The organism is Streptomyces sp. NPDC003011, from assembly GCF_053591515.1.
Genome location: NZ_JBSFTY010000010.1, coordinates 34356 through 57787, shown reverse-complemented (window position 1 = coordinate 57787; position 23432 = coordinate 34356). Strand labels below are relative to the sequence as shown.

General features: G+C 71.2%; 13 protein-coding genes. 4 read left to right on the top strand and 9 right to left on the bottom strand.

The features are described from left to right. Positions 1 to 40: 40 nt before the first annotated feature. Positions 41 to 538, bottom strand: coding sequence for a hypothetical protein (locus ACWD0J_RS07650; protein ID WP_451494840.1), 498 nt, complete (start codon positions 536 to 538; stop codon positions 41 to 43). Between the two features lie 181 nt (positions 539 to 719). Here ACWD0J_RS07650 and ACWD0J_RS07645 point away from each other — a divergent pair, with 181 nt between their 5' ends. Further along, positions 720 to 4640: an nSTAND1 domain-containing NTPase gene (locus tag ACWD0J_RS07645; RefSeq protein ID WP_451494839.1), complete on the top strand. Its 3921-nt coding sequence runs from the start codon at positions 720 to 722 to the stop codon at positions 4638 to 4640. A gap of 181 nt (positions 4641 to 4821) precedes the next feature. Here the strand turns inward: ACWD0J_RS07645 and ACWD0J_RS07640 are convergent, their stop codons facing one another. Further along, positions 4822 to 5562, bottom strand: coding sequence for an NIPSNAP family protein (locus ACWD0J_RS07640; RefSeq protein ID WP_451494838.1), 741 nt, complete (start codon positions 5560 to 5562; stop codon positions 4822 to 4824). 128 nt (positions 5563 to 5690) lie between these two features. Between ACWD0J_RS07640 and ACWD0J_RS07635 the strand changes: the two genes are divergently transcribed. Beyond that, the gene (locus tag ACWD0J_RS07635; RefSeq protein WP_451494837.1) at positions 5691 to 6668 is read left to right on the top strand and encodes a helix-turn-helix transcriptional regulator; all 978 of its coding nucleotides are present in this window, start codon (positions 5691 to 5693) and stop codon (positions 6666 to 6668) included. A 257-nt stretch (positions 6669 to 6925) separates the two neighbouring features. On the opposite strand, the gene ACWD0J_RS07630 is transcribed toward ACWD0J_RS07635, so the two are convergent. The 4 genes from ACWD0J_RS07630 to ACWD0J_RS07615 all read right to left on the bottom strand — a co-directional run bounded on the left by ACWD0J_RS07630 (position 6926) and on the right by ACWD0J_RS07615 (position 12826). After that, a complete protein-coding gene (locus ACWD0J_RS07630; RefSeq protein WP_451494836.1) occupies positions 6926 to 9520 on the bottom strand; it encodes a family 78 glycoside hydrolase catalytic domain in 2595 nt (864 codons plus the stop codon). An 88-nt stretch (positions 9521 to 9608) separates the two neighbouring features. Beyond that, a complete protein-coding gene (locus tag ACWD0J_RS07625) occupies positions 9609 to 10517 on the bottom strand; it encodes a carbohydrate ABC transporter permease (RefSeq protein WP_451494835.1) in 909 nt (302 codons plus the stop codon). Between the two features lie 4 nt (positions 10518 to 10521). Next, complete coding sequence (locus ACWD0J_RS07620) at positions 10522 to 11406, bottom strand: carbohydrate ABC transporter permease (protein WP_451494834.1); 885 nt, start codon at positions 11404 to 11406, stop codon at positions 10522 to 10524. Between the two features lie 85 nt (positions 11407 to 11491). Continuing rightward, on the bottom strand, positions 11492 to 12826 hold the full coding sequence (locus ACWD0J_RS07615) for an ABC transporter substrate-binding protein (RefSeq protein ID WP_451494833.1): 1335 nt from the start codon (positions 12824 to 12826) through the stop codon (positions 11492 to 11494). Between the two features lie 214 nt (positions 12827 to 13040). Between ACWD0J_RS07615 and ACWD0J_RS07610 the strand changes: the two genes are divergently transcribed. Then, entirely contained in the window at positions 13041 to 14096 is a 1056-nt protein-coding gene (locus tag ACWD0J_RS07610; RefSeq protein WP_451494832.1) for a LacI family DNA-binding transcriptional regulator, read from the top strand. Positions 14097 to 14534: 438 nt separating this feature from the next. Here ACWD0J_RS07610 and ACWD0J_RS07605 read toward each other — a convergent pair whose 3' ends face one another. Beyond that, complete coding sequence (locus ACWD0J_RS07605; protein ID WP_451494831.1) at positions 14535 to 14822, bottom strand: STAS domain-containing protein; 288 nt, start codon at positions 14820 to 14822, stop codon at positions 14535 to 14537. Next, complete coding sequence (locus ACWD0J_RS07600; RefSeq protein ID WP_451494830.1) at positions 14822 to 18985, bottom strand: SpoIIE family protein phosphatase; 4164 nt, start codon at positions 18983 to 18985, stop codon at positions 14822 to 14824. Before ACWD0J_RS07600 ends, ACWD0J_RS07605 begins: the two co-directional genes overlap by 1 nt. 717 nt (positions 18986 to 19702) lie before the next feature. Here ACWD0J_RS07600 and ACWD0J_RS07595 point away from each other — a divergent pair. Then, a complete protein-coding gene (locus ACWD0J_RS07595; protein WP_451494829.1) occupies positions 19703 to 20059 on the top strand; it encodes an STAS domain-containing protein in 357 nt (118 codons plus the stop codon). Positions 20060 to 20344: 285 nt separating this feature from the next. On the opposite strand, the gene ACWD0J_RS07590 is transcribed toward ACWD0J_RS07595, so the two are convergent. Then, positions 20345 to 23116, bottom strand: coding sequence for a glycosyl hydrolase (locus ACWD0J_RS07590; RefSeq protein ID WP_451494828.1), 2772 nt, complete (start codon positions 23114 to 23116; stop codon positions 20345 to 20347). Positions 23117 to 23432 lie beyond the last annotated feature (316 nt).

The window sequence follows — 23432 nt, the reverse complement described above, 5'->3', positions numbered from 1 at the left end:
GATCACGATGGTGGGGATGGCGCACGGTGTCCTGGGCCGGTCAGAACACGCAGTAGTCCAGGGCGGGGATGGGTTCGTAGTTGCCGCCGCCGGAGACTTTGGTGGCGGGGAACCAGCCCCAGCCGCCCTCGGAGTAGCCCACGTCGCCTTGAGTCCACAGCCACCAGTTGTTGCGGGCGTTGCCGACCGGCGGGTTCTCCCAGCTGAGCTGGGCCTGGCATGCGAACCAGTTGTCGCCCGCGTACAGATAGCCGCTGTTGATGGTCGGGGACGACTGATTCGCCCGGACGACGTTGCCTGCCTGGTAGTTGTGGCAGTACTGCGTTGTGAAGGTGTGGCCGTAGTAGTCCGTGACCGTCGGACCGGTGCCCCAGCAACCCGCGGCTGCCGATGCCGGCGCGGTGGCACCGGCCCCCCTCGGTGTCGGGAACCGGGCGTCCGACGCTGTCGCCGGGCCCGTCGAGAGAGCGACGGCGGCCGCGGTGGCACCCAGTGCGGCGAGCATCGTCCGCAGTGTTCTGCGCTTGGAGTGCTGCATGTGCGTCCCCCTGCTTCTGGTCTGGATCGGTGCTGCCAGATGTAGCCGCTCGCGGATTGTTCGTGTTCGGAGCCTGGTGTCGAACAAACAAGTCCTGAAAAATGCGACCAGCCGCGCGAGCTGCGACACGGTGGCAACGGGGATGCACGGGGAGCTGCGGGAACATCGGGGAGGTGCGGCGATGCCGCGCAGAGAGCGACCGCTGGATCCGGAGGAGGGTCCGTTAGCCGAGTTCGCCGCGGGATTGCGGCAGTTGAGGCGGAAGGCGGGGAATCCGCCGTACCGCAGGCTGGCGGAACGGGCGCACTACTCGATCTCGACCCTGTCCTCCGCCGCCTCCGGGCACCGGCTGCCGACGCTGGCGGTGACGCTGGCCTACGTGCGGGCCTGTGACGGGGACACTGCGCGGTGGCGCGAACGGTGGCGGGAGGTCGCGCGACTGCTGGGGGAGGCGGATCCGGAGTCCGGGGCGGGGGGCGAGGTCGGAGCGGCTCCTCCGTACGCGGGGCTGCGGTCCTTCCGGGAGCAGGACTGCGAGTGGTTCTTCGGGCGGGAGCGGCTGCTGGAGGAGCTGGCCGGGCGGCTGGAGCGGCAGCGGTTCGTGGTGGTGATGGGGGCCTCGGGATCCGGCAAGTCGTCGCTGCTGCGGGCCGGGCTGGTGCCACGGCTGAAGGAGGCGGCGGCCACGACCGTGGTCGTACTGACGCCTGGGGAGCGGCCGTTGGAGGAGTGCGCCGTGCGGTTGGGGGCGATCGCGCACCTCATGCCGGGTGCCCTGTACGGGGAGTTCAGCGACGACCCGGAGAATCTCGGGCGCGTGGTGCGGCAGATCACCGCCCGGTCAGGTGCCGCCGACGGCGAACTCGTCCTGGTCGTCGACCAGTTCGAGGAGACCTTCACCCTCTGCCAGGACTTGGGCGAACGCGACCGTTTCATCGCGGCTCTCGTCCTGGCCGCCTCGGACGCCGGTGGCCGATGTCGCGTCGCCCTGGGAGCACGTGCCGACTTCTACGCGCACTGCACCCACCACGCGCTCCTGGTGGAGGCGATGCGCGACGCGCAGGTGCCCGTCGGGCCGATGAACCTGGACGAGTTGCGTCGCGCCGTGGTGCAGCCCGCCCAGCGGGCCGGGCTGACCGTCGAGAGCGCGCTGCTGACGACGCTCGTCGCGCAGGCGCACGGCCAGGCCGGCGTGTTGCCGCTGCTGTCGCACGCCCTGCTGCAGACCTGGCGGCGACGGCGGGGCAACGCGCTGACGCTGGACGCGTTCGAGGCGGCGGGCGGCCTGGAGGGCGCCCTCGCGCGCACCGCCGAGGAGTTCTACCAGGAGTTGGACGCGGGGCGGCAGAAGCTCGCACGGCAGGTGTTCGTACGGCTCACCGCTCTCGGGGACGGGACGGAGGACACCCGGCGCCCGGCCCGCCTGGAGGAGCTGGACGGGCTGGCCGGGGCCGGTCACGCGGAGATCCGTGCCGTACTGGACCTGGCGGCCGGCGCGCGGCTGCTGACCCTGGACCGCGAGCGCGTCGAGTTGGCCCATGAGGCGCTGATCCGATGCTGGCCCCGGCTGCACGGCTGGCTGACCGAGGACCGCGAGGCGACCCGGACCGCGCGCCACCTCACCGACGCGGCACAGACCTGGGGCTCGCTGGCGCGGGAGCCCGGCGCGCTGTACCGCGGCACCCGCCTCGCCCTGGCCGCCGCGCTCGACCGTACGGCAATGTCCGCGCAGGAACGGGAATTCCTCGACGCCGGTCTCGCCGCGCGGGAGGCGGAACACGCGGCGGTGCGGCGCCGTGCCCGGCTGGGGCGCCTGGGCGTGGGACTGCTGAGCGTCCTGCTCGTGCTGACCACCACGACCGCGGCCCTCGCTGTACGGGCGCAGCGGGCGGCGGACCGGCAGCGCGACGTCGCCGGATCCCAGCGGGTCGCTGAACAGGCCGCAGCGCTGCGGCCGGTCAACCCGGCTCTGGCCGCCCAGCTGAGCCTGAGCGCCTACCGGCTGTCCCCCACTCCGGAGGCACGCGGCAGCGTACTGAGCACCTTCGCCACTCCGTACGCCACCCAGCTGACCGGCCGGCCCGGCATCGTCACCGCGCTGGCGTTCAGCGCCGACGGCCGCGTCCTGGTCACCGGCGATGCCGATCGGACCGTGCGATTGCGGCGGGTGCCCGATCCGCACCGGCCGGCCGAGCCGGTCACGCTGGGCCGCCTCGGCGGCACCGCACGCACGGTCGCCCTCAGCCCCGACGGGCGGCTGCTGGCCGCCGGGGGCGAGGACGGGACGATCGGGGTCTGGGACATCGGCGACGTACGGCGATCCCGGCTGGCGGCGCGGCTGCCGGGCGGCGCCGGTCCGGTCGTCGGGGTGGGATTCGCCCCCGACGGACGTACCCTCAAGGCCGCCGCTCGTGACGGGATCCGGGTGTGGCGGCTGTCGGACCTCCGCCGGCCACGCGCCCTCGTCACGCTGGACGCCGGCGCCGATGTCACCGCGGTGGCGTTCCACACGGACGGGCGAACGGTGGCCACCGGGCACGGGGACGGGGCGGTGCGACTGTGGGAGTCGGCCACGTCGGACGGGCGGCCGCGGCGACTGTCGGCTGTGCCTGGACACACCGGCGCGACCGCCCGGACCGCCGAGTCCGGCGGGGCCGACGGGACCGACCAGGCCGGCCCGACCGGCCACACCGGCCACACCGGCCACACCGGCCAGGTGAACGCGGTGGCGTTCGCCCCCTCTGGACGTCAACTCGCCACCGGGGGCGCCGATTTCACCGTACGGCTGTGGGACGTGGCCCGCCCGGACCGGCCCCGCCGGACTCAGACGCTCACCTCGCACACCGACGCCGTCAACGCCGTCGCCTTCAGCCCCGACGGACGTCAACTGGCCTCTGGCAGCACCGACGGCACCGTACGGCGGTGGGACGTGAGCCCCGCCGGTTCCGCGAGCGAGGCGGCGGCCCTCATAGGACACACCGGAGGTGTCAGGGCGTTGGCCTTCGGCCCGGGGGGACGCACGCTGGTCAGCGGCAGCGAGGACCAGAGCACCCGTCTCTGGGACCTGCCCGGCCCCGCCCTCACCGGCCACACCAGCTCGCTCTACTCGGTCGCCTTCAGCCCCGGCGGACGGCTGCTCGCCACCGCCGGCTACGACCGCACCGTGCGTCTGTGGAACCTCGCCGACCGCCGCCGCCCACGCCAGCTGTCCCTGCTCGCCGGCCACACCGGGCCCGTCAACTCGGTCGCCTTCAGCCCCGACGGCCGCACCCTGGCCAGCGCCAGCGCCGACGGAACCCTCCGTCTGTGGGCCCTGGGAGCGGCAGGCCGCACCCGCCCGCTGAAGGCGGTCCCCGCCAGGATCGGCCACGTCAACACGCTCGCGTTCAGTCCCGACGGGCGCACCCTGGCCACGGGCGGTGAGCAGGGCACCGTACGTCTGTGGAACACGCCGGACGTACGCCGTCCTCGCCCGCTGTCCGCCCTGCGGCTGACCGGCGCGGTGGACTCCGTGGCCTTCGCCCCCGACGGCCGCACCCTGGCCGTGGCCAGCCGGAACCGCACGGCCACCCTGTGGGACGTCACCCGCCGACGGAACCCGGCCCGTCTGTCGGTCCTCGGGGGCCACACCGGCGCGGTGAAGTCGGTCGCCTTCACGCCCGACGGGCGCGCCCTGGCCACCGGCAGCGAGGACCGCACCGTAGGCCTCTGGAACCTCGACGACCCCCGCCATCCACTCCTGCGCAGCCGCCTCACCGGCTACACCGACGGCGTCATGTCCGTCGCCTTCGGCCCGCGCGGCCGGCAGCTCGCCGCCGCGAGTTCGGACAAGAAGGTGCGGCTGTACGAGCTGACAGCCGACGGCGAGGCCCGGGAACCGGCGCTGTTGACCGGCCACACCAAGGCGGTGGACACCCTCGCCTTCAGTCCGGACGGCCGCACCCTGGCCACCGGCAGCGAGGACTGGACCGCCCTGCTCTGGGACCCCGACCTCGACCGCGTCGCCGCCCGGATCTGCGACACGGTCTTCCCCGCGATCGTCCGCGCCGAATGGCGGCAGTACTTCCCTCAGTGGAAGTACGGGCCACCGTGCGGGCGTTGACGGCGACTCACGTTCGGCAGACCGAGCTTTTGGCGGCACTCAGCCCTGAGTCGGTCACATGATCGGCGTCCGGCCGACGCACGCATGGCCGTACTCGCCGTGCACGCCTCGGGCCATGACTGCGCCCATGCGAACCGTCTGTTGTTCCGCCGCCGGTGGTCGTGCCGCCGCCGGTCAGGAGTCACGCGATGAGCGAGCGGCTCGTGGGCGCCAGTCGCAGTGTCCGGGGGGCTGCGGTCTGTTCCCGCTCGATGCCCGGCAGGATCTCGTCCCGTGCGAGGGGGTGGGCCCGCACCTCGGCCAGGTGCTGGTCACGCGCGCGCTCGTGGGGGTGGGAGGTGACGACCGCGGCGACGTTCTCTCCGGTGCGGACCGGCAGCCTCGGGAAGGTGTTGGGCGCTGTCTCGGTGGCCAGGACGGCGAGCGGCGCGGTTCCCATGTCGTGGAGCACGGGGAGCAGACCGTCCCGGATCAGCGTGATGCCGTCGTGCCGTCCGGGAGGGAAGGACCATAGGGTGACGGTCACGCATCGGTCCGGTTCCGGAGCACCGGCCCGGGGGCGCTCGGAGGGGCGGCCGAAGAAGTCGCTCCCGGCGGACAGGGGTCGCAGCAACAGGACGTCATCGGAGTCGAGCATGGCGGCATTCGCCCGGGGGCCGTGCTCGGCCCAGACGGGTCCGTCGTAGAAGGCCGTCAGCGCGCGGCGCCGTCCCTCCATGTCCCCGAACCCGCGCAGCCAGACGAAGCGGTCCGGATCGTCGAGGTCCCGGAACTGGCCGAGCACGGCCATCCCGGCCTCTTCCTGAGTCTCCACCAGCTCCCGGTCGAACAGCGCGATGAACCCGTCGCGCCGGCCGGGACGCAGCGTGTACTGGCGGAGCTCGATCACAGCGGGGCGGCCGACGGGATCGGTTCGGGGCACGGCGGACTCCTGTTCGGTGCTTTTGTCCGGGCATGAGGTCGGCTCGTTCGGTGGGAGCCGGACCTGGATCGACGCTAAGGGAACCGTGTGTCAGGTGCTGTCAGGGTTTTCGGAGGAGAATCGCGCCCATGTCTGCCGGTCGCCTGCTGTCACTGCTGCTGTTACTGCAATCCCGTGGCCGCATGCCCGCGCGAGGGATCGCCGACGAGCTGGGGGTGTCCGTGCGGACCGCCTACCGTGACCTGGCACGCCTGCAGGCCGCCGGGGTCCCGGTGTACGCGGAGGCGGGCCGCGCGGGCGGCTATCAGCTGCTCGATGGCTATCGCACCCGCCTGACCGGGATGAGCGAGGGTGAGGCCCGGGCACTGGTCTTCGCCTCACTGCCCGGGCCCGCCGCCGACCTGGGCCTGGCGGCGGAGGTGACGGCGGCACGGCTGAAACTGATGACCGCGCTGCCGGCGAGACTGCGTGACGAGGCGGCGCGGACCGCGGCGGTGTTCCACCTGGACGCTCCCGGCTGGTATCGGGAGCCCGAACAGACGCCGCATCTGCGCCTGTTCGTCGACGCGGTGCTCACCCGGCGGGCGGTGGACGTGCGCTATCGCCGCTGGCGCGCGCCGCAGGAGGTGCATCGCCGCCTTCTCCCCTACGGTCTGGTGCTCAAATCCGGTGTCTGGTATCTCGTGGCCGCCGCGGAGAGCCAGATCGCGACCTACCGTGCCGCCCAGGTCCTGGACGCGGTGCTGAGCGACGAGCGGTTCGAGCGGCCGCAGGGCTTCGACCTGGGCGCGTACTGGACGTCCTACCTCGACGATTTCCACACACGCCGCTACACCGGCACAGCCACCGTCCGCCTGTCCCCGCGAGGACGCCGACGCCTGCCCGACAACGTCCCCCCGGAGGTGGTGCGGGCAGTCGACTCCACCGCGACCGCCGTCGGCGACGACGGGTGGATCGAGGCCGTCATCCCGACGGAGAGCACCGATCACGCCTGCGGCGAGCTGCTGCGGCTCGGTATCGACGTGGAGGTCGTCGCACCGGCCGAGCTGCGCCGAGCCATGGCCGCCACCGTGGGCGTACTCGCCCGGGCCTACGGACTCCACTGACGCCGGGCCGCGCATACGGAACGGGTGCACCGGCGGTGGCGTGGCCGCGCGGCGTGGAGTCCGTGCGGGCGTCAGGGGTGGGAGGATCCAGATCCTGGCGCCCTCGTGACCGGCGGGTGGCCGTCGCGCGTGATCCGGCCATCGTGTTCCGGTTTCCGGCCGTTCGGGGCGGGCAACCCGCGGGGCAGCGGAGAGCGGGCCGGGTGGCGTCGGGGCCGGGTCGGGGCAGCCCGGCGTCCCGCTCCCGGTCTCCCTCCTCAGGCGGCCGCGCGCTCCAGGTCACGGGTGTCGATCCGGTGCTCGCCGGGGCCGACGGCGAGCAAGGCGTATCCGGGGAGGTCGATCACGCCCTCGCAGCCGTCGGGTACCACGACGTCGACCGTCATGGCGGTGCCGGTGCTCTGCCAGGAGACGGCGGCCGTGCCGTAGGGGGTCTCGTGCCGGGCCCTGGCCCAGGTGATGCCCCCGCCGGGGCGGGGACGGAAGGCGAGGGTGCGGTAGCCGGGCGAGGTGAGGTCCAGGCCCGCGACGACGCGGTGCAGCCAGTCCGCGACGGCTCCGAGGGCGTAGTGGTTGAAGGAGGTCATGCCGCCGGGGTTGAGGGTGCCGTCGGGGCGCAGGCTGTCCCAGCGTTCCCAGATCGTCGTGGCTCCCATGGTGACCGGGTACAGCCACGAGGGGCACTCGGTCTGGGTGAGCAGCCGGTAGGCGACCTCGACGTGCCCGGTGTCGGTGAGGGCGTCGCAGATCAGCGGGGTGCCGACGAACCCGGTGGCGATACGGGCGTCGTCGGCCAGGACCAGTTCGGCAAGCCGGTCGCCGGCGAACCGGCGCTGCTCGGGGTCGTCGAGCAGTTCGAAGACGAGGGCCAGCGAGTAGGCCGTCGGACTGTCGCTGGTCATCCGGCCGCCGGGCCGTACGTAACGGCGTCGGAAGGCGGCGGTGACCTCGTCGGCCAGCCGCCGGTAGCGTTCCGCTTCCCCGGTGTACCCCAACTCGCGGGCGGACCACTGAAGATGGCGGGCCGACCGGGCGAAGTAGGCGGTGGCCACGAGATGGCGGTCGGTGCGGGCGCCGGCCGGGTCGTCGGGCGGGGCGATGGGGTCCAGCCAGTCCCCCAGCTGCGGGCCGGTGTCCCACAGCCGGGTCGGTCCGGCCAGCCGTTCCATCAGGTCCACCCAGGCGCGGCCCATGGGGAAGTGACGGCGCAACAGGTCGAGGTCGCCGAAGCGCCGGTAGAGCACCCAGGGGGTCAGAGAGGCGACATCACCCCAGGCCGCTCCGGGTCTGATCGGGGTCCACTGCGGGCCGCCGGGGATGACGGGCACGTACCAGGGCACCGTCCCGTCGGGCAGCTGTTCGACACCGACGTCGGTGAGCCAGGAGTCGAGCATGCCGGCGCAGTCGTGGAGGAAGGCGGCGGTGGGGGCGAAGACCTGGATGTCACCGGTCCAGCCGAGGCGTTCGTCGCGCTGGGGGCAGTCGGTGGGGATGTCGACGAAGTTGCCGCGCATGCTCCATACGACGTTCTCGTGCAGCCGGTTGACCATCGGGTCGCTGCACTCGAACCAGCCGGTGCGGCGCATGTCGGTGTGCAGGACCCGGGCCACGACGGCGTCCTCGGTCAACTCCCCTGGCCAGCCGGTGACTTCGGCGTAGCGGAAGCCGTGCAGGGTGAAGCGCGGTTCCCAGCTCTGCGCTCCGGAGCCGTCGAGGAGGTAGGTGTCGGTGGAGACGGCCTCGCGCAGGGGGCGGGTGGCCAGTTCGCCGTCCTGGAGGACTTCCGCGTGGCGCAGGGTGACCCGGGTGCCGGCCGGCCCGTCGACGGTGATCCGCAGACGGCCGACGAGGTTCTGGCCGAAGTCGAGGAGGAAACGCCCGTCGTCCTTGCGGGTCACGGCGACCGGGCGGAGTTCGTCGGTGCGGCGCACTGGTGCGCTGCGGGGTGCGGTCAGGGTGCGGGGGTCCCGCTCGCGGACGGCGACGGGGCTCCAGCCGGGATCGGTGCCGGGGCGGGCGGTGGCCCAGCCGGGGTCGTGCAGGCGGGCGTCGAAGGTCTCGCCTTCGTACAGGCCGCTGAAGAGGATCGGGCCGGGGGCGGCCTGCCAGGAGGCGTCGGTGGCGAGGACGGTGGTGGTGCCGTCGTCGTGGGTGACCTCCAGCTGGGCCAGGAAGGACTGGTCGGTGCCGTAGAGGTTGCGGTGTCCGCCGTCGAAGCCGATGCGTCCGCGGTACCAGCCGTCGGCGAGCCAGGCGCCGATGGCGTTGGCGCCCTGGGTGAGGTGTGCGGTGACGTCATAGGTGTAGTAGCGCAGGCGTTCGCCGTAGACGGTCCAGCCCGGCGAGAGGGCGTCGTCGCCGACGCGGCGGCCGTTGATCTCCGCCTCGTAGAGTCCGTGCGCGGTGGCGTAGAGACGGGCCCGCCGCACCGGCCTCGACAGCGTGAACTGCCTGCGGACGCGGGCCGGGCGGCGGTCGCTGTCGGCGTCCTCGGGCCAGGCCCCGCCGACGGGCCGCGCGACCCAGTCGGCGGGGTCGAGCAGGCCCGCCTCCACCGTGGCCGTCGTGCTCCACGCCGAAGGGGCGGTGGCCCCGCCGGTCCACACCCGTACCCGTACGCCGGCGCGCTCCCGGGACCGGAGGGGGCGGTCCGGCCAGGCCACCAGGACCTGGTCCGCTGCGGGTGTCCGGCCCGTGCGGTGGACCCGGCCGGTCCGGTCGATCTCGATCTCGTAGGCGTCCTGGGATCCGCTGCCGGGCGGCAGGATCCAGGACAGGCGGGGTTCGGCCACGCCGACACCGAGGCCGTGGCGCACGTGTTCGAACGTGACCGGGGCAGGCTGGGACGACATCAGATGGGGGACCTTCCGTGAAAACGGGCGGGGGCGACCGGCTCGCCGCCGGGAGCGGCGGGAGGGAGCGAGGGGGTGAGGCCGGTCGTCAGCCCTTGACGGCTCCGGAGGTCAGCCCCTTCATCACCTTCTGGTTGAGGAAGAGGTAGATCGCCAGGGTGCCGAAGACATTGATGCAGATGGCGGCGAACAGCGGACCGTACTGGGTGGCCCCGAAGTCGCCGGTGAAGTTGAGCAGGCCGACCTGGATGGTGCGAAGATCCTGGCTGTTGGTGAAGGTCAGCGCGATGAGCAGGTCGTTCCAGATGAAGAAGAACTGCACCAGGCCGACGGTGAGGATGGCGTTGCGGACCATGGGCACGCTGATGGTCCAGAACGCGCGCAGGATGCCGGCGCCGTCGATGGTGGCCGCCTCGAACAGCTCGCGGGGCACCGTGCGGTAGTAGGTGGCCATCATGAACACCGTCAGCGGCAGACCGGTGCCGGTGTAGGTGAGGATGAGCGGCCACAGCGTGCCGGACAGTCCGGTCTGGAAGTAGACGGTGAACAGGGGCAGCAGGATCAGCTGCGGGGGCACCATCATCCCGGCCAGGAAGACCAGCAGGGTGAGGCTGCGGCCCTTCCACACCATGATCTGGAGGGCGAAGCCGGCGGCGGTGCCGAGCAACAGGATCAGGGCGAGGGCGGGCAGCACGGCGAGCGCGCTGTTCTGCACGTACAGGCCGAGGTTGCCGGTGGTCCAGGCCTCGCTGTAGTTGCCCCACTCCCAGGTCGTGGGCAGGCTCCAGGTGGAGTTGTTCAGGTAGTCGTCGTTGGACTTCAGCGAGGTCAGGAACATCCAGACCAGCGGATACACCTCGACCACCAGCAACAGCGCCACGACGATCCGCACCCCCGCGCGGCCCGGCCGGCGGCGTTTCGGCCGGCCCCCTGCCGTGGGAACGGCACGCCGGGGGAAGCCGGTCGCCGCGCTCTTCGAGGGCGTGTTGACGGCCATGGGATCAGCCCTCCGTGAGGTCGCGCCGCGAGACGCGGAAGACGACCAGGCTCACCAGCAGGCACACCACGGTCAGCAGCAGCGCGATGGTGCTGCCGTAGCCGTAGTCGCTGTAGGTGAACGACGTCTGGAACATGTACAGGGTCAGGGGGGTGGTGCCGCTGCCGGGCCCGCCGTTGGTGAGGGCGACGATGGAGTCGAACACCTTGAGCGTGCCGTTGATGCTGAAGATCAGTGAGGACATCAGCACCGGGAACGACATCGGCAGCACGATGTGCCGCACCAGGCGCAGCCCTGAGGCGCCGTCCAGCCGCGCCGACTCCAGCACCTCCTCGGGGATGTCGACCAGACCGGCGAAGAGCAGGACGGCGTAGAAGCCCATGGACCGCCAGATGTCCATGATGACCAGCACCCAGAAGGCGCTGCCCGCACCGGCGAACCAGTCGACCGAGTCCAGCCCCACCGCGTTCAGCAGCGAGTTGACCGGGCCGGTCTGCGGGGCGACCTGGAAGAACTTCTGGAAGAGCAGACCGACCGCGACCGTGGGCAGCACCACCGGGAAGAACACCAGGGTGCGGATCAGCGCGGAGGCCTTCTTGAGGAAGAACACGTACAGCAGCGCGAGGAGGTAGCCGGCGACGACCTGGCCGACGGTGACGACGACGGCGTACTTGAGGGTGAACCACAGGGCGTCGCGGACGGCCTGGTCGGTGAAGAGCCGCTGGAAGTTGTCCAGGCCGTTGCCGGTGAAACCGTCGATGGGGTTGCCCTTGGTGAAGGAGTACCCCAGCGACCACCCCATGGGCGCGAGCATGATGAGTGAGTAGACGAGGAGAGCGGGGCCGAGCAGGATCAGGACGGCCCGGCGGTCACCGAGTACGCGGTGCATGGAGGAGAGTCCACTTCGTCGTAAGAGGAGTGCTGTGCGGTACGGGGCCCGGTCGTCACCGACGCCGGACCCCGGACTGCTCCGCTCACCGGCCGGCGAGGGCGTCCTGCACGGTCTGCATGAACTGCTCGGCGCTCATGCTTCCGTTGACCAGGGACGCGGCGTTGGTCTGGCTCACCGTGGTGGCCTTGGTGCTGAACAGCGCCTCGAACCACAGCACGTTCTGCTGCGAGGAGCTGATGGTGTCGCGGACCTGGCCGGTGACCTCGTTGGCGTTCGCCACCTCGGTGTTGACCTTGAAGCCGGAGATCGCGCCCTGGTCCTTCAGCGCGGTGCTGCCGTAGTTCTTCGCGATGCAGGAGACCCAGTCACCGGTCCTCTTGTCGAAGGACTTGGCGTTGAGGGTGATGCCGAGGCCGACGTTGGAGGGGTACTGGTCGACGGAGCCCTTGCCGCCGGACACGGCCGGGAACGGCATGAAACCGACATTATCCGCGCCGACCTTGTTCTGCTTCTCGTCGGTGATGTTCGCCAGCGCCCAGCTGCCCATGTAGAGCATGGCGGCCTTGCCGGTCAGGAACTGGTTCATCGAGGTGTCGTAGTCGATGGAGCCGACGCCCTTGCCGAAGTAGTTCTTCTCGCCCAGGTCGGCCACCGCCTGGGCCGCCTTCACGTACGCGGGGTCGGTCAGCTTCGCCTTGCCGTCGGCGACCTGCTTCAGGGCGTCCGGACCCAGGCTGCGGTAGAGGTAACCGCTGATCAGCCGGGTCAGCGGCCAGCCCTGCTGGCCGGAGGCGGAGAACGGCTGGATGCCCTCGGCCTCCAACTCGGCAGCGGCGGCGACCAGTTCGTCCCAGGTGCCGGGGACGGTGATGCCGTTGTCGGCGAAGACCTTCTTGTTGTAGAAGATGCCCTCGATGTTGTACTCGTACGGCAGCACCTCGACCTTGCCGCCGTACAGCGCCTTGATCGTGGAGACCGCGGCCGGCTCCAGCTGGTCGAACACGCCCAGCTTCGTCAGTTCCTTCTCCAGGTCGGCGACCTTGCCGGACTTGTAGAGCTGCTGGGTGAGGGCCGGTGCGTTGCCCGCCGCGAACTGCACGGGGAGCGCGTTCTGTCCGGCCAGCAGCTGGAGCTTCTGGTCGAGGCTCGTCTGCGGGACGGTCTCCACCTTCAGCGGCTGCTCCGTGTTCTGGTCGGCGCAGGCGCCCTTGGACAAGGTGGTCAGGGCCGTCTTGACCGTGGTGTTCTCCGTGACGCTCAGGTAGCTGAACTCCTCGGCGGAGGAGGCCGAACCCCCGCCCGTCCCGCCGCAGGCGGAGACGAGGAGAGCCAGCGCGGCGGCGCTCGCGGACAGACCCGCGAGGCGGGCCCTTCTGGCACGGGACGAGTCGGTGATCACGGCAAGGCTCCCAGTCATCGTTGAAACGGAGGTGCGCGGCGCAGGTCCGGTACGGGCGACTCAGCAGACGTTTGTGGAACGTTCTTCACGCCGAAGTGCGCACCACAGTGCCTCCGCCGCACCGTAAGGTCAAGACACGGAGCCGAAACGTCGACGAAAACGTGGCCGTGGCTGGCGGCCAGGACACCTCATCGTGTAAACCGTTGTATCCACTAGTGACCACTCAGGGGGCATGGCAATGCAGCAGGACGCCGGGCGGAAGAAGCGCACCACCATCACCGACGTCGCGCGGCACGCAGGGGTGTCCACCGCCGCGGTCTCCAAGGTGCTGCGCAACGCCTACGGCGTCAGCGCGGCGATGCAGGAGAAGGTCCGCGCCGCCATCGCCGAACTGGACTACCGCCCGCAGGCCGCCGCCCGCGGGATGCGCGGCCGCACCTACACGATCGGCGTCCTGCTCGACAACATCCGCAACACGTTCTTCGCCGACATCCTCGACGGCGTCCGCGACGAGCTGCGCGACAGCGAGTACACCGTCCTGATCGGCGCGGCCGGCTTCGGTGCCGAGGCGCAGGGGAAGACCACGCGGGCCATGGTGGACCGGCAGATGGACGGCCTGATCCTCATCGCCCCCGGCACTCCGCGGGCCGAGGTGCTGGCGACGGCCCAGGGCACACCCACGGTCGTCATCGGTCACCACGACGCTTGCGACCTGCACGACTCGGTCGTCGACGCCGACGGAGTGGGCGCCGCACTGGTGGTCGACCACCTCGTCTCGCTCGGTCACCGCGACATCACCCTGGTCTCCTCGCCGGGCTCCCGCTCCAGCAAGTGGGCCCGCACGCCCGAGATCGTCCTCAGCAACGGCTACACCGAGGCGATGGGGCGCCACGGCCTCGCCGAACACACCCGGATCTGCCGGGCCGCCTACACCGACGAGGGCGGCTACAAGGCCGGTATGAGCCTGCTGACCGGCGAGAACCGGCCCACCGCCATCATGGCCGGCGCCGACGTCGCCGCGCTCGGCGTCTGGCGGGCCGCCCACGAACTGGGCCTGCGCGTCCCCGAGGACGTCTCCCTGGTCGGCTACAACAACACCGCGCTCGCCGATCTCGCCACCGTCCAGCTCAGCAGCGTCGACCAGGCCGGACACGACATGGGCGGCACCGCCGCCCGCCTGCTCATCGAACGCGTCGAGGGTCGCCGGGAACACGCCGTGCAGACCACGATGACCCCACGCCTGGTCCTGCGCCGAAGCACCTCGGCGCCTCACACCGCCGGGGCGTAGGGGCCGGGTGTGCAACAGTGCACGCGAGCGTGCGGCCGAGGCCACGCTCGCTTCCGGCGTGCCGACGGTGGGGCCGTGCGGGTGCGGCGCGCGGGTGCGGTGAGCGCTGCCGACACCGACCCAGCCGACGTCTCCGTTCTGCTGTGCGGCCACGCTGATCCGGTGTGGGACGCGCTGCCGGAAGATGACCGTGCAGGGGAGGTCCAGGCCGTGTCGGTCGAGCAGGGCCTGCCGTACCCGGGCGACGCCCGGCGAGTCTCCGCCCGGCCCGAAGAAGTCGTCGTGCGCGCCGGTGTCCGCGGTCGAGGGCATCCTTCCGCGTCCGGCCTCTCCCTCGCGGCCAAGACGTCCCCGACGGGGGGACACGTCCGCACCCCGCGCGCTTCCCGGCTGCGGGGGCGGCTGTCCGGGCGGTACGGGGAAGGGCTGAGGCGTCCGCTACAGACCGTGGACGGTGGTGAGGTCGGTGAGTCCCGAGATCGTCAGCACGGGGGCGAGGAGAGGAGTGGCCACGAGTTCGACGCGGTCGGCGCGGAAGAACAGCACGTTGAGGCCGGCGCTGTCCAGGTATTCGACGCCGGTGAGGTCGAGGACGACCCGGCCGTGCGTGCTGTCCAGAGCCTCGGCCAGGGCTTCGGTGTTGGTCATGTCGATCTCGCCGACGGCTGTGAGCAGCGCGGTGCCGTCGGGCCGCCGGCCGGGGGTCAGGGTGAGCGGAGTGGTCATCACGTGATCCTCGTGTGCATCTCGACGGTGGTCCCGGCGGCGCCGGAGGTGAGGGTGACCTGCTGCATCATGGCTCTCATCAGAGTCATGCCGCGGCCGCGGTGAGCGTTGGCATCGGGTCGCGGGGTCTTCCACCGGCCGCTGTCGGCGACGATGACGCGTACGTCGTTCACATACGCCTCGGCGCGCAGCCGAACGGGGTCGCCCGGGGCGTGGCGGTGGCCGTGTTCGATGGCGTTGGCACAGGCCTCGCCGACGGCGACCAGAACGTTCTGCGCCGTCTGCGGGGGCAGCTGACATCGTTCGAGCCAAGCCCGCAGTGCCTTGCGGACCGACGTGAGCTGCGACGACTCGGCGGGGAAGGTCAGCTCCAGCGGCGCGGGGTGGCGGTACAGCAGCAGGGCGACGTCGTCGTCGTAGCCGTTCTCGGGCGCCAGGCGGGTCATGACCTGGGTCGCGAGGTCGTCGACGGCGGCGTCCCTGCCGTCCTGGACGGCCTCGCCGGCCTGGTCGATGCCCTCGCTCAGCGGGCGGCGACGGCGCTCGACGAGGCCGTCGGTGTACAGCAGCAGGGTGGCGCGGGCGGGGATGATGCACTCCCCCTCGGGGCGTGGTCTGCCGGGGCGGACCGCCAGCGGGAGGGACCGCCCGGCCTCCAGGAGGTGGGTGGTGCCGTCGCGGTGGGCGAGAATGCCCGGCGGGTGGCCGGCACTGGAGTAGGTCAGCCGGCCGGTTTCCGGGTCCAGGACGCCGCAGAACACGGTGGTGCACTCGGCGCCGGGAATGCCGGCGGCGAAGTGGTCCAGGGCCATGAGGGTCTGGGCGGGGATGGCGTCCTGCAGGAGCAGGGCGCGGCAGGCGCTGCGCAACTGTCCCATGACGGTGGCCGCTTCCAGTCCCCGGCCGACGCAGTCCCCGACCACGATGCCGATCCGCCCGTCGGGCAGGGCGACGGTGTCGTACCAGTCACCGCCCACTTCCAGGGGCTGGGTGGCCGGTTCGTAGCGGACGGCGAAGCCGTCGGGCAGATGGGACGGGCCCAGGATGGCCCGCTGCAGGGCGATGGCGGTCTCGCGCTGCTGGTCGATCTGGTGGACGCGGACCAGGCCCTGGGCCAGGTGTCCGGCCAGCAGCGACAACAACAGCTTGTCCTCGTCGGTGAACGGCCGGCTCTGCCCCAGATCCACCCACAGCACCATCGGGCCGTCGGGGTGCTCCACGGTGATGCCCGCGCTGGTGTGGTCGGTGACCGGAGTCAGCAGGGGCCGCTCGCACAGAGCAACGAGTGCCTCGCGCCGGTCGGCTGGCAACTCCCGCCACTCCGGTGCGGGGTCCGCGGCGGTCAGGACAGGCTCCGCTCGATGGCCGAAGACGACGGCCAGGACCTGCCGAGCCCGCCACAGGTCCTTCAGCTCGCTCAGGGCACCGGTCAGCGCGTCGGGCAGACTGGTGGCCTGGGAGACGCGCAGGCTCAGCGCCGTGAGGGCGCTGTCGCGCTGCACGGCGTAGTGCTCGGCGGTGACGTCACGGAAGGTGCCGACGATCACGCGGTGTCCGGTGTCGGGGTCCCGCACCTGGTTGAAGGCGGCGTCGATCCACAGCCGATGCCCGTCGCGGTGGGTGACGGGCACGGTGTAGCGGCCGTGTCCCTCCCCCGTCAGACCGTCGAATGCTTCGGCGACCTGCTGGTGAGCGACCGGATCACTGTCGGCGTCCGGCCACCACGGGTGAATCGGCGCGTAGGGCAGCTCGTCGGGACCGTAACCCAGGATGTCGGTGAACGCCCCGTTGATCTCGATGACCGCGCCGCCCTCGTCGCAGACGAAGAACGCCTCCTGCAGTGAGTCGACCAGTGCGGTGCGCCAGCGGGCGTGATGCGTGCGCAGGCGGGACAGTTCCACATTGGCCCGCACCCGAGCCAGCAGTTCCGCCGCCGCGAACGGCTTGACGAGGTAGTCGTCGGCACCGGCCTGAAGGCCCTCGATGGAGGCCTCCTGACCGGCCCGGGCGGAGAGCAGCAGCACGGGCACGGCCGCGGTACGCGCGTCCGCGCGCAACTCCCTCACCAGGGACAGCCCGTCGAGCCGGGGCATCATGACGTCACTGACCACGAGATCCGGGGCGTCGGCGCGGACGACTCGCAGGGCTTCGTGCCCGTCGACGACCGCCTCCACGTGGTATCCGGCGCCCCGCAGGATGCGGGTGAGGTATTCGCGCATGTCGGCGTTGTCGTCCGCGATCAGCACCCGCGCCGGTACGACGGGTCCGGAGGTGTAGGGCGCGGCGCTGTCGGACGTCGGTACCATGGGCGCGTCCGGGCCGGACGCGCCGGTGGGCAGCCAGCGCAGTGCTTCCAGGACGTACGGCTCGGCCGTGGCCGAGACCGCCCCGGCTGACGCGGTCGGCGCGAGGGCGTCGGCGGGCAGGTGCCCGGAGCCGAAGGGCAGCCGGATGATGAAGCGGGTGCCCTCGCCCACCGTGCTGTCGGCGGTGATCGTGCCGCCGTGCAGAGCGACCAGTTCCTTGACCAGGGCGAGGCCGATGCCGCTGCCCTCGTTGGAGCGGGAGCGGGCGGTTTCGATGCGGTGGAAGCGTTCGAAGAGCCTCGGCATCTCGTCAGCGGGCACCCCGATGCCGGTGTCGGCGACCGTGATCACCGCATGGTCGCCCTCGCCGCGGACCGCGACGCTGATCGAGCCGTCGAAGGTGAACTTCAGCGCGTTGCTGAGCAGATTGAGGACCACCTTCTCCCACATGCTCCGGTCGATGTACACCGGCTCGTCCAGTGCGGGGCAGTCCACCTCGAAGGCGAGACCGGCCTTGTCCACGGCCGAGCGGAAGACACTGGCCAGCTCCGCGGTGACCGCCGACAAGGCCACCGGCTCGTACCTCGCCTGCATCCGTCCGGCTTCGATACGGGAGAAGTCCAGCAGGCTGTTGACGAGCTTGCCCAGCCTGAGACCGTTGCGGTGGATGGCCTCCAGTTCTTCACGCACCCGGGAGCCGGCACCGTCGAACCGTGCGCGGAGCTCTTCCAGCGGCCCCATGATCAGAGTGAGCGGAGTGCGGAACTCGTGGCTGATGTTCGAGAAGAACGTGGTCTTCGCCCGGTCCAGCTCCGCCAGTTCCTCGGCCCGGCGCTGCTGGGACTGGTAGCTGCGCGCGCTGGCGATCCCGGCCGCGATGTGTCCGGCGACCAGCTCGACGAAACCGCGGTAGCTCGCGTCCAGGGGGCGGTAGCGGTTCACTCCGGCCACCAGGAACCCGTAGGGATCACTGCCCTGCTGCAACAGGGGTACGACCAGGGCGCGGGTGGGCGGTTGCGGCCACTCTCCGACGGGCAGCGCGGTGAACGGCACGCCGTCGAGGGTGAGGACGTCGGACTCTCCCCGGGCCGGCGCCGCGGTCGGCCACAGGGCGTCCCCGGCGTCGGCCGGCAGGGTGACGGGCGCCGCAGGGTGTCCAGCGGGCAGCCCGGTGGACCCCGCCAGTCGCGCGGTGTCGTCCGGCTGGAAGAGATACGTCAGCGTGAACGGCAGGTCACGGGGGTTGCGGCCGAGCTGCTGCCCGGCGAAGGCGAGCATCTCCCCCTCGGTCCGCACGACGCTGGGGTCCGAGCCGAGGTCCCGCAGCGTGGCCATCCTCCGTTCGCCGATGACCCGCTCGGTCTCCTCGCTGACCACGCACAGCATCCCGACCACCACGCCGCAGTCATCCCGCAAAGGGCTGTAGGAGAAGGTGTGGTAGCTCTCCTCGGGATACCCGGAACGTTCCAGGAAGAGCAGCAGCGCCTCGTCCCAGGTGGCCTGGCCCGTGGTCAGCACGACGTCGATGCGCGGGCCGATGTCGTCCCAGATCTCCGCCCACACCTCGCTCGCCGGACGGCCCAGCGCCCACGGGTACTTCTGACCCAGCGTGTCCCGGCGGTAGGCGGCGTTGCAGAAGAACGTCAGGTCGGGTCCCCATGCCATCCACATCGGAAACCGTGATGACAGCAGGATGCTCACCGCCGTCCGCAGACTCTGCGGCCAGTGGTCCGGCGGCCCCAGCGGGGTCGCACTCCAGTCCACCAGGGCAAGGTCCCCGCCGACCGCCTCGTCGGCGGCGAACACATCGGCCGCCGCGGCCGGCGGCCGGTGCTCGGCATCTGCAGAACGCCCCACAGGCAACCCTTTCGTCCATGCCGTCCACCCCCGGCCACCGCGCGCGAGCAGCGTGGCCGACCCGTGTACCGCGTCCCTCGACAAAGCGACGTACCCACCGAACGGGGCAGGCAGGCCGACACGCATGGCGCCGGGCCGGCACGCTTTCCGCTCGGTACCCTATTCGTCTCGCCCACGTCGAACTCGGTACCTTGTTCGTCTTGCCCACGTCGAAGCCGATCGCTTCGTAGGATAGGTCGGCCAGTCAGGGCATCAGCACTCGGCATGGTGGCGGAGCGGCTCACGCAGGGGGCGCCAGGCAATGGCTTCACGTCCCTCGGCACGCCTCCTCGCCCTGCCCTCCGGCACGCCTCCTCGCCCGTTCCTCCAACAAGGACAGACGCCTGGCCACTGTTCGCAGGTACCCGCGTGCCGACACCCGTTCGATCATGCCCTCGACAAGGTTGTCTCCCTGGCGGCCCGGGCGACGCTCTGCTGCTGTGCACCGACGGCCTCATCGAGGCAGGCACACCCCTCATCGTGGCCCGCACACCGGACGGCGACATGTGGGGCCAAGAGCATCTCGCCGGGCATCTCACGGCCGTCGGCACACGGTCGGCCGACCATCTGCTGCACACTGTTGAACGGCTTCCTCGGCAGCCTGGGTCCGGAAGTCGGCGACGACACCGCCCTGCTCGCCCTGTCCGTACCCGTCCGCATCCCCCATCAGGAGAACCGGTGACCGACCCCATCCTGACCGTCGACCAGCAGATCCATGAGGCCGGCCCCGTCCTGCTGAAGGTGGCCGGAGAACTCGACCATTACACCGCGCCACAGCTCACCCAGGCACTGGACGGCGTCCCCCTCACCCCCGGCACCGCCCTGGTGATCGACCTCTCCGGTCTCACCTACTGCGACTCCACCGGCATCACCGTGCTCGTCACCGCCTACCACCGCACCGAGGCCGCCGGCTGTTCCCTCAGCCTGGCCGGACTCGACCACAACCTCACCCGCGTCTTCCAGACCGTCGGCCTCGACCAGGTGTTCACCCTCCACCCCACCACCGACGACGCCCTCGCCGCACTGCGGCACTGACCGGCACGCCGCGCCGTACCCGTGCGCAGCGGAGTTCAGCGGAGTGGAGCCCTCCGCGCCGTGCCAGCGGGCGTGCGCGCCACGGAATCCGGCCAGGGACAGACGCCGCGCTTCCTCGGCAGTTGATTCCGCTGCCACCTGTGTCGCAGGGACGGCGTTCGACGGCCGGCGAGGGAGACGCCCGCCACAGACGGCGGATGCGGACAGCGCCGTGCCACCTGAGTGGACACGCCGGTGCGGCGGGAAACGGACTGACGCAGTTCCCCGCCGCACGACTTCGCCGGCTCAGCTGTACGGGATCACCACCACGGACTTGTCCGTGCCCGTCTGGAGCTTCGCGGCGCCGTTGCCGATCGCGCTCCAGACCTCGAGACGTACGGTGCCGCCCCTGAGGTTGCCCAGTGTGCCCGTGGCCCCCTTGAGACCGCGCGCCTGCGTGTACTCCTCCCACCCGGTGACCGGGTCGGTCGCGAAGTAGTGGTACGTCTCGGCCCGGTCGAAGGTCCCGTCACCGGTGAGGTCGTAGCTGACCCGCGCCTGTGGGCCGAGGCCGACCGTGGTGCCGGCGTCCACCTGGAGCCGGAATGTGCTCCCCACGCCCGGGGTGAGGGTGGCGTTGACACCGCGGACCTCGTAGACGAGGGGCTGGTACGGGGTGCCGTCGTGGTTGGCGCCGCCCCCGGAGGGGATCGTGTCGCTGCCCGACGTACCGCCGGTCGCCGTGGTCAGGACGCCACCGCTGCGCAGCTGGAAGGTGTTCCCGGCCGGCGGGTCGGGGTCGGGGTCCCCCGGCCCGGTCCCGGTGCCGCTCGCGGTGGAACGAGACGGCACGGAGAGGGTCTTGCCGTCGGAGAACGTGACGGTACGGGCCGATGAACCGTGGTTGTGGGCGACGTAGGTGCGAGTCGTCCCCTTGGTGAAGACGGCGGAGGTGGGGATGTCACCGGTCACAGTGGCGTCCGGGGCACCGAGGGCGTCGAGGGTGCTGATCCAGTGGTAGGTGTGCGCCTTGGACTCCCCCTGCTCCGGGGTGTAGCCGGCGTGGCCCGCGTCCCACTTCGCCTTGGCCGCGGCCGGGTCCGCGAAGGACTGGAACTCCCAGAGGATGTCGCGCCATTCGACGGCCGGACCGCCGTTCTCCCGCTCCATCTCCGCGATGTTGCGCCGGATGGCGGCCTTCTCCCCTCCGAGGTGCAGCGAGCCGCCGGTCACGGGCAGGACGTTGATGCCGTGGATCTCCTCGGGGTTGGCGGTCCACCAGGTGGCGTAGGCGGCACCGCTCCCCCACACCATGCCGGCCGTGTCGTGGCCGAAGGAGGAGGGGAACACCTGCTCGTCGGCGTCGAACCAGTACTGGGCTATCGACTCCGACTCGGTGGTCAGCAAGTAGGTGCCGAGGTCACGCAGCGAGGTGTCGCCGGTGGCGGAGCCCCACAGGACGAGGGCCGCGCTGAGATTGGTGGACTCGGAGGAGGACTCCTGGTTGTTGCCCGCGGCGAAACCCTGGTGGCCGGAGGCCCAGCTGTGGCCCGCGTAGACGTCGAAGCCACGCAGGAAGGGGAAGGTGGTGTCGGTGCGGCTCGGGTTGGCGGCGTCCCGGACGAGCGTCTTGACCATGCCGCCCCAGGCGGAGTCGGCGGCCCATCCCTGGTCGTACTGGGCGACGATCGCCGCCGCGTAGACGTAGTAACTGTAGTGGAAGTGGTGGTCGTTGAGCTCGGTGTCGCTGCCGTAGGAGGCGGGGTAGCCCGTGAGCGTCTTCCAGTCCGTGTCGTAGCTGAACTCGTTCGCGCCACCCGCCGTGAACCACTCCTGCAGCTTGCCCTTGATCAGCCCGAGAAGCCTGTCGCGGATGCCGGTCTCGCCGATCTGCTCGGCGACGGGCACGAGTTGGGCGAGGCGGCCGAGGGCCTTGCCGGTCCAGTAGGTGTCGGAAGCGCCGGAGAAGGGATCGGCCGCGTTCACGACCTCGTTCAGGTGACCGCGCAGCCGGGCGGTGTCCACACCGTTCGACTTGGGCAGCGCGGGCAGCACCGCGGACGCCTTCTGGCTCGTGGTGAAGGAGGCCGACTCGCGGACCTTCATGGTGCCGCGTGGTGAGACATACGTGTACGAGGTCAAGGTGTCCGCGGTGTTCAGCCACTGGTGGCGGTAGAGGGCCTGGAGCGTGCCGCGCTCGGTGCCTTCCTCGGCCTCGGTGGTGAGCGTGTAGGTGGCCTTGACGGTGCCCCCGGTGTAGCTCCAGGCGACCTTGGAGTCGGTGACGAAGCTGTAGGCGTACTTCTGGAAGGTCGCCAGTGCGCCGGTGGACGGCAGCACGGCGACGGAGAAGTAGTCCTTGGAGCCGAGACCCGCGGTGACGGTGGAGCCGGCGACGTTCCAGTCGCTGCCTGTCGGTGCGAAGAGGGCGTAGTGGTGTCCGGCGACGGTGATGCCGAGGACGTTGCCCTGGTCGGCGAAGACGGTGGGTGCGCCGGCGGTGGTGATCTGGGCGTTGCCGCCGGAGCCCTTGGCGTACACGAACGGGGAGCCGTGGCCGATGGTGGTGCGCAGGGTGCGGGCACCGTCGGACCACAGGGGGGTGACCGTCCAGTCGGACCAGCCGTCGGCCTTGGTGTCGGGCGAGTTGAGGCCGGTCAGTCCGATGGTGAGGTCGCGCTTGTGGGCGTACTCGTACTGGCGGCCGTCACCGACGATCGCGGGGGTCGTCGGGTAGCCGACGTCGAGCCCGCCGGCCGTGGCCTGGTAGGTGAGGGGGTGCCCGTACATGGGGGTCGAGTACGGGTTGTCGCCGTAGCGCTGGAAGGCGAGGGAGGACCACCAGTCGTTGGTGGGCACGGGCCGGTTCCGGACGGCGGCGGTCAGCTTGGGCGTGACGGGTGTTCCCGTGTTGGTGGTGGGACCCGACGCGCCGGGTGGCCGGGTGTCGGAGTAGCTGCCGGAGCCTACGGGGACGGTGGCGGCGGCCGCCGGTACGGCGGCCGGGCCGAGGCCGACGACGGCGAGGGCTGTGGCCAGAAGCAGGACCACTGCCGATCTGGTGCGTGGGGATGGCATACGGCACCTCAAGTCTTCACAGAGAGGAGTCTGAGAGCGCTCTCAGATGGCCGGAACGTAAAGCCTCCGTAATGCACGTGTCAACGCATTGAACACACCCGGTAGTTGACGACTGATCAAATCCGTCGCGCCTTCGCATCGTGACGATGGGGGCGGGCGAGACCCGCTTCCGGCGGACGTGGGACAGCGCTCCCACCGGCACAGCGGATCCCGACCGGCTCCGGGCCGGGACGCGGCGCTGTGTCAGCCCGCTGCAACAGGTGGCGGACCAGACCACTGCGCCCTGGCAGGCGAGGTCGGCACCTCCCCTTCCGCG

Coding starts and splice junctions, on each gene's coding strand:
- ACWD0J_RS07650 (WP_451494840.1), bottom strand. CDS start 538: ATGCAGCACTCCAAGCGCAGAACACTGCGGACGATGCTCGCCGCACTG.
- ACWD0J_RS07645 (WP_451494839.1), top strand. CDS start 720: ATGCCGCGCAGAGAGCGACCGCTGGATCCGGAGGAGGGTCCGTTAGCC.
- ACWD0J_RS07635 (WP_451494837.1), top strand. CDS start 5,691: ATGTCTGCCGGTCGCCTGCTGTCACTGCTGCTGTTACTGCAATCCCGT.
- ACWD0J_RS07630 (WP_451494836.1), bottom strand. CDS start 9,520: ATGTCGTCCCAGCCTGCCCCGGTCACGTTCGAACACGTGCGCCACGGC.
- ACWD0J_RS07625 (WP_451494835.1), bottom strand. CDS start 10,517: ATGGCCGTCAACACGCCCTCGAAGAGCGCGGCGACCGGCTTCCCCCGG.
- ACWD0J_RS07620 (WP_451494834.1), bottom strand. CDS start 11,406: ATGCACCGCGTACTCGGTGACCGCCGGGCCGTCCTGATCCTGCTCGGC.
- ACWD0J_RS07615 (WP_451494833.1), bottom strand. CDS start 12,826: ATGACTGGGAGCCTTGCCGTGATCACCGACTCGTCCCGTGCCAGAAGG.
- ACWD0J_RS07610 (WP_451494832.1), top strand. CDS start 13,041: ATGGCAATGCAGCAGGACGCCGGGCGGAAGAAGCGCACCACCATCACC.
- ACWD0J_RS07605 (WP_451494831.1), bottom strand. CDS start 14,822: ATGACCACTCCGCTCACCCTGACCCCCGGCCGGCGGCCCGACGGCACC.
- ACWD0J_RS07590 (WP_451494828.1), bottom strand. CDS start 23,116: ATGCCATCCCCACGCACCAGATCGGCAGTGGTCCTGCTTCTGGCCACA.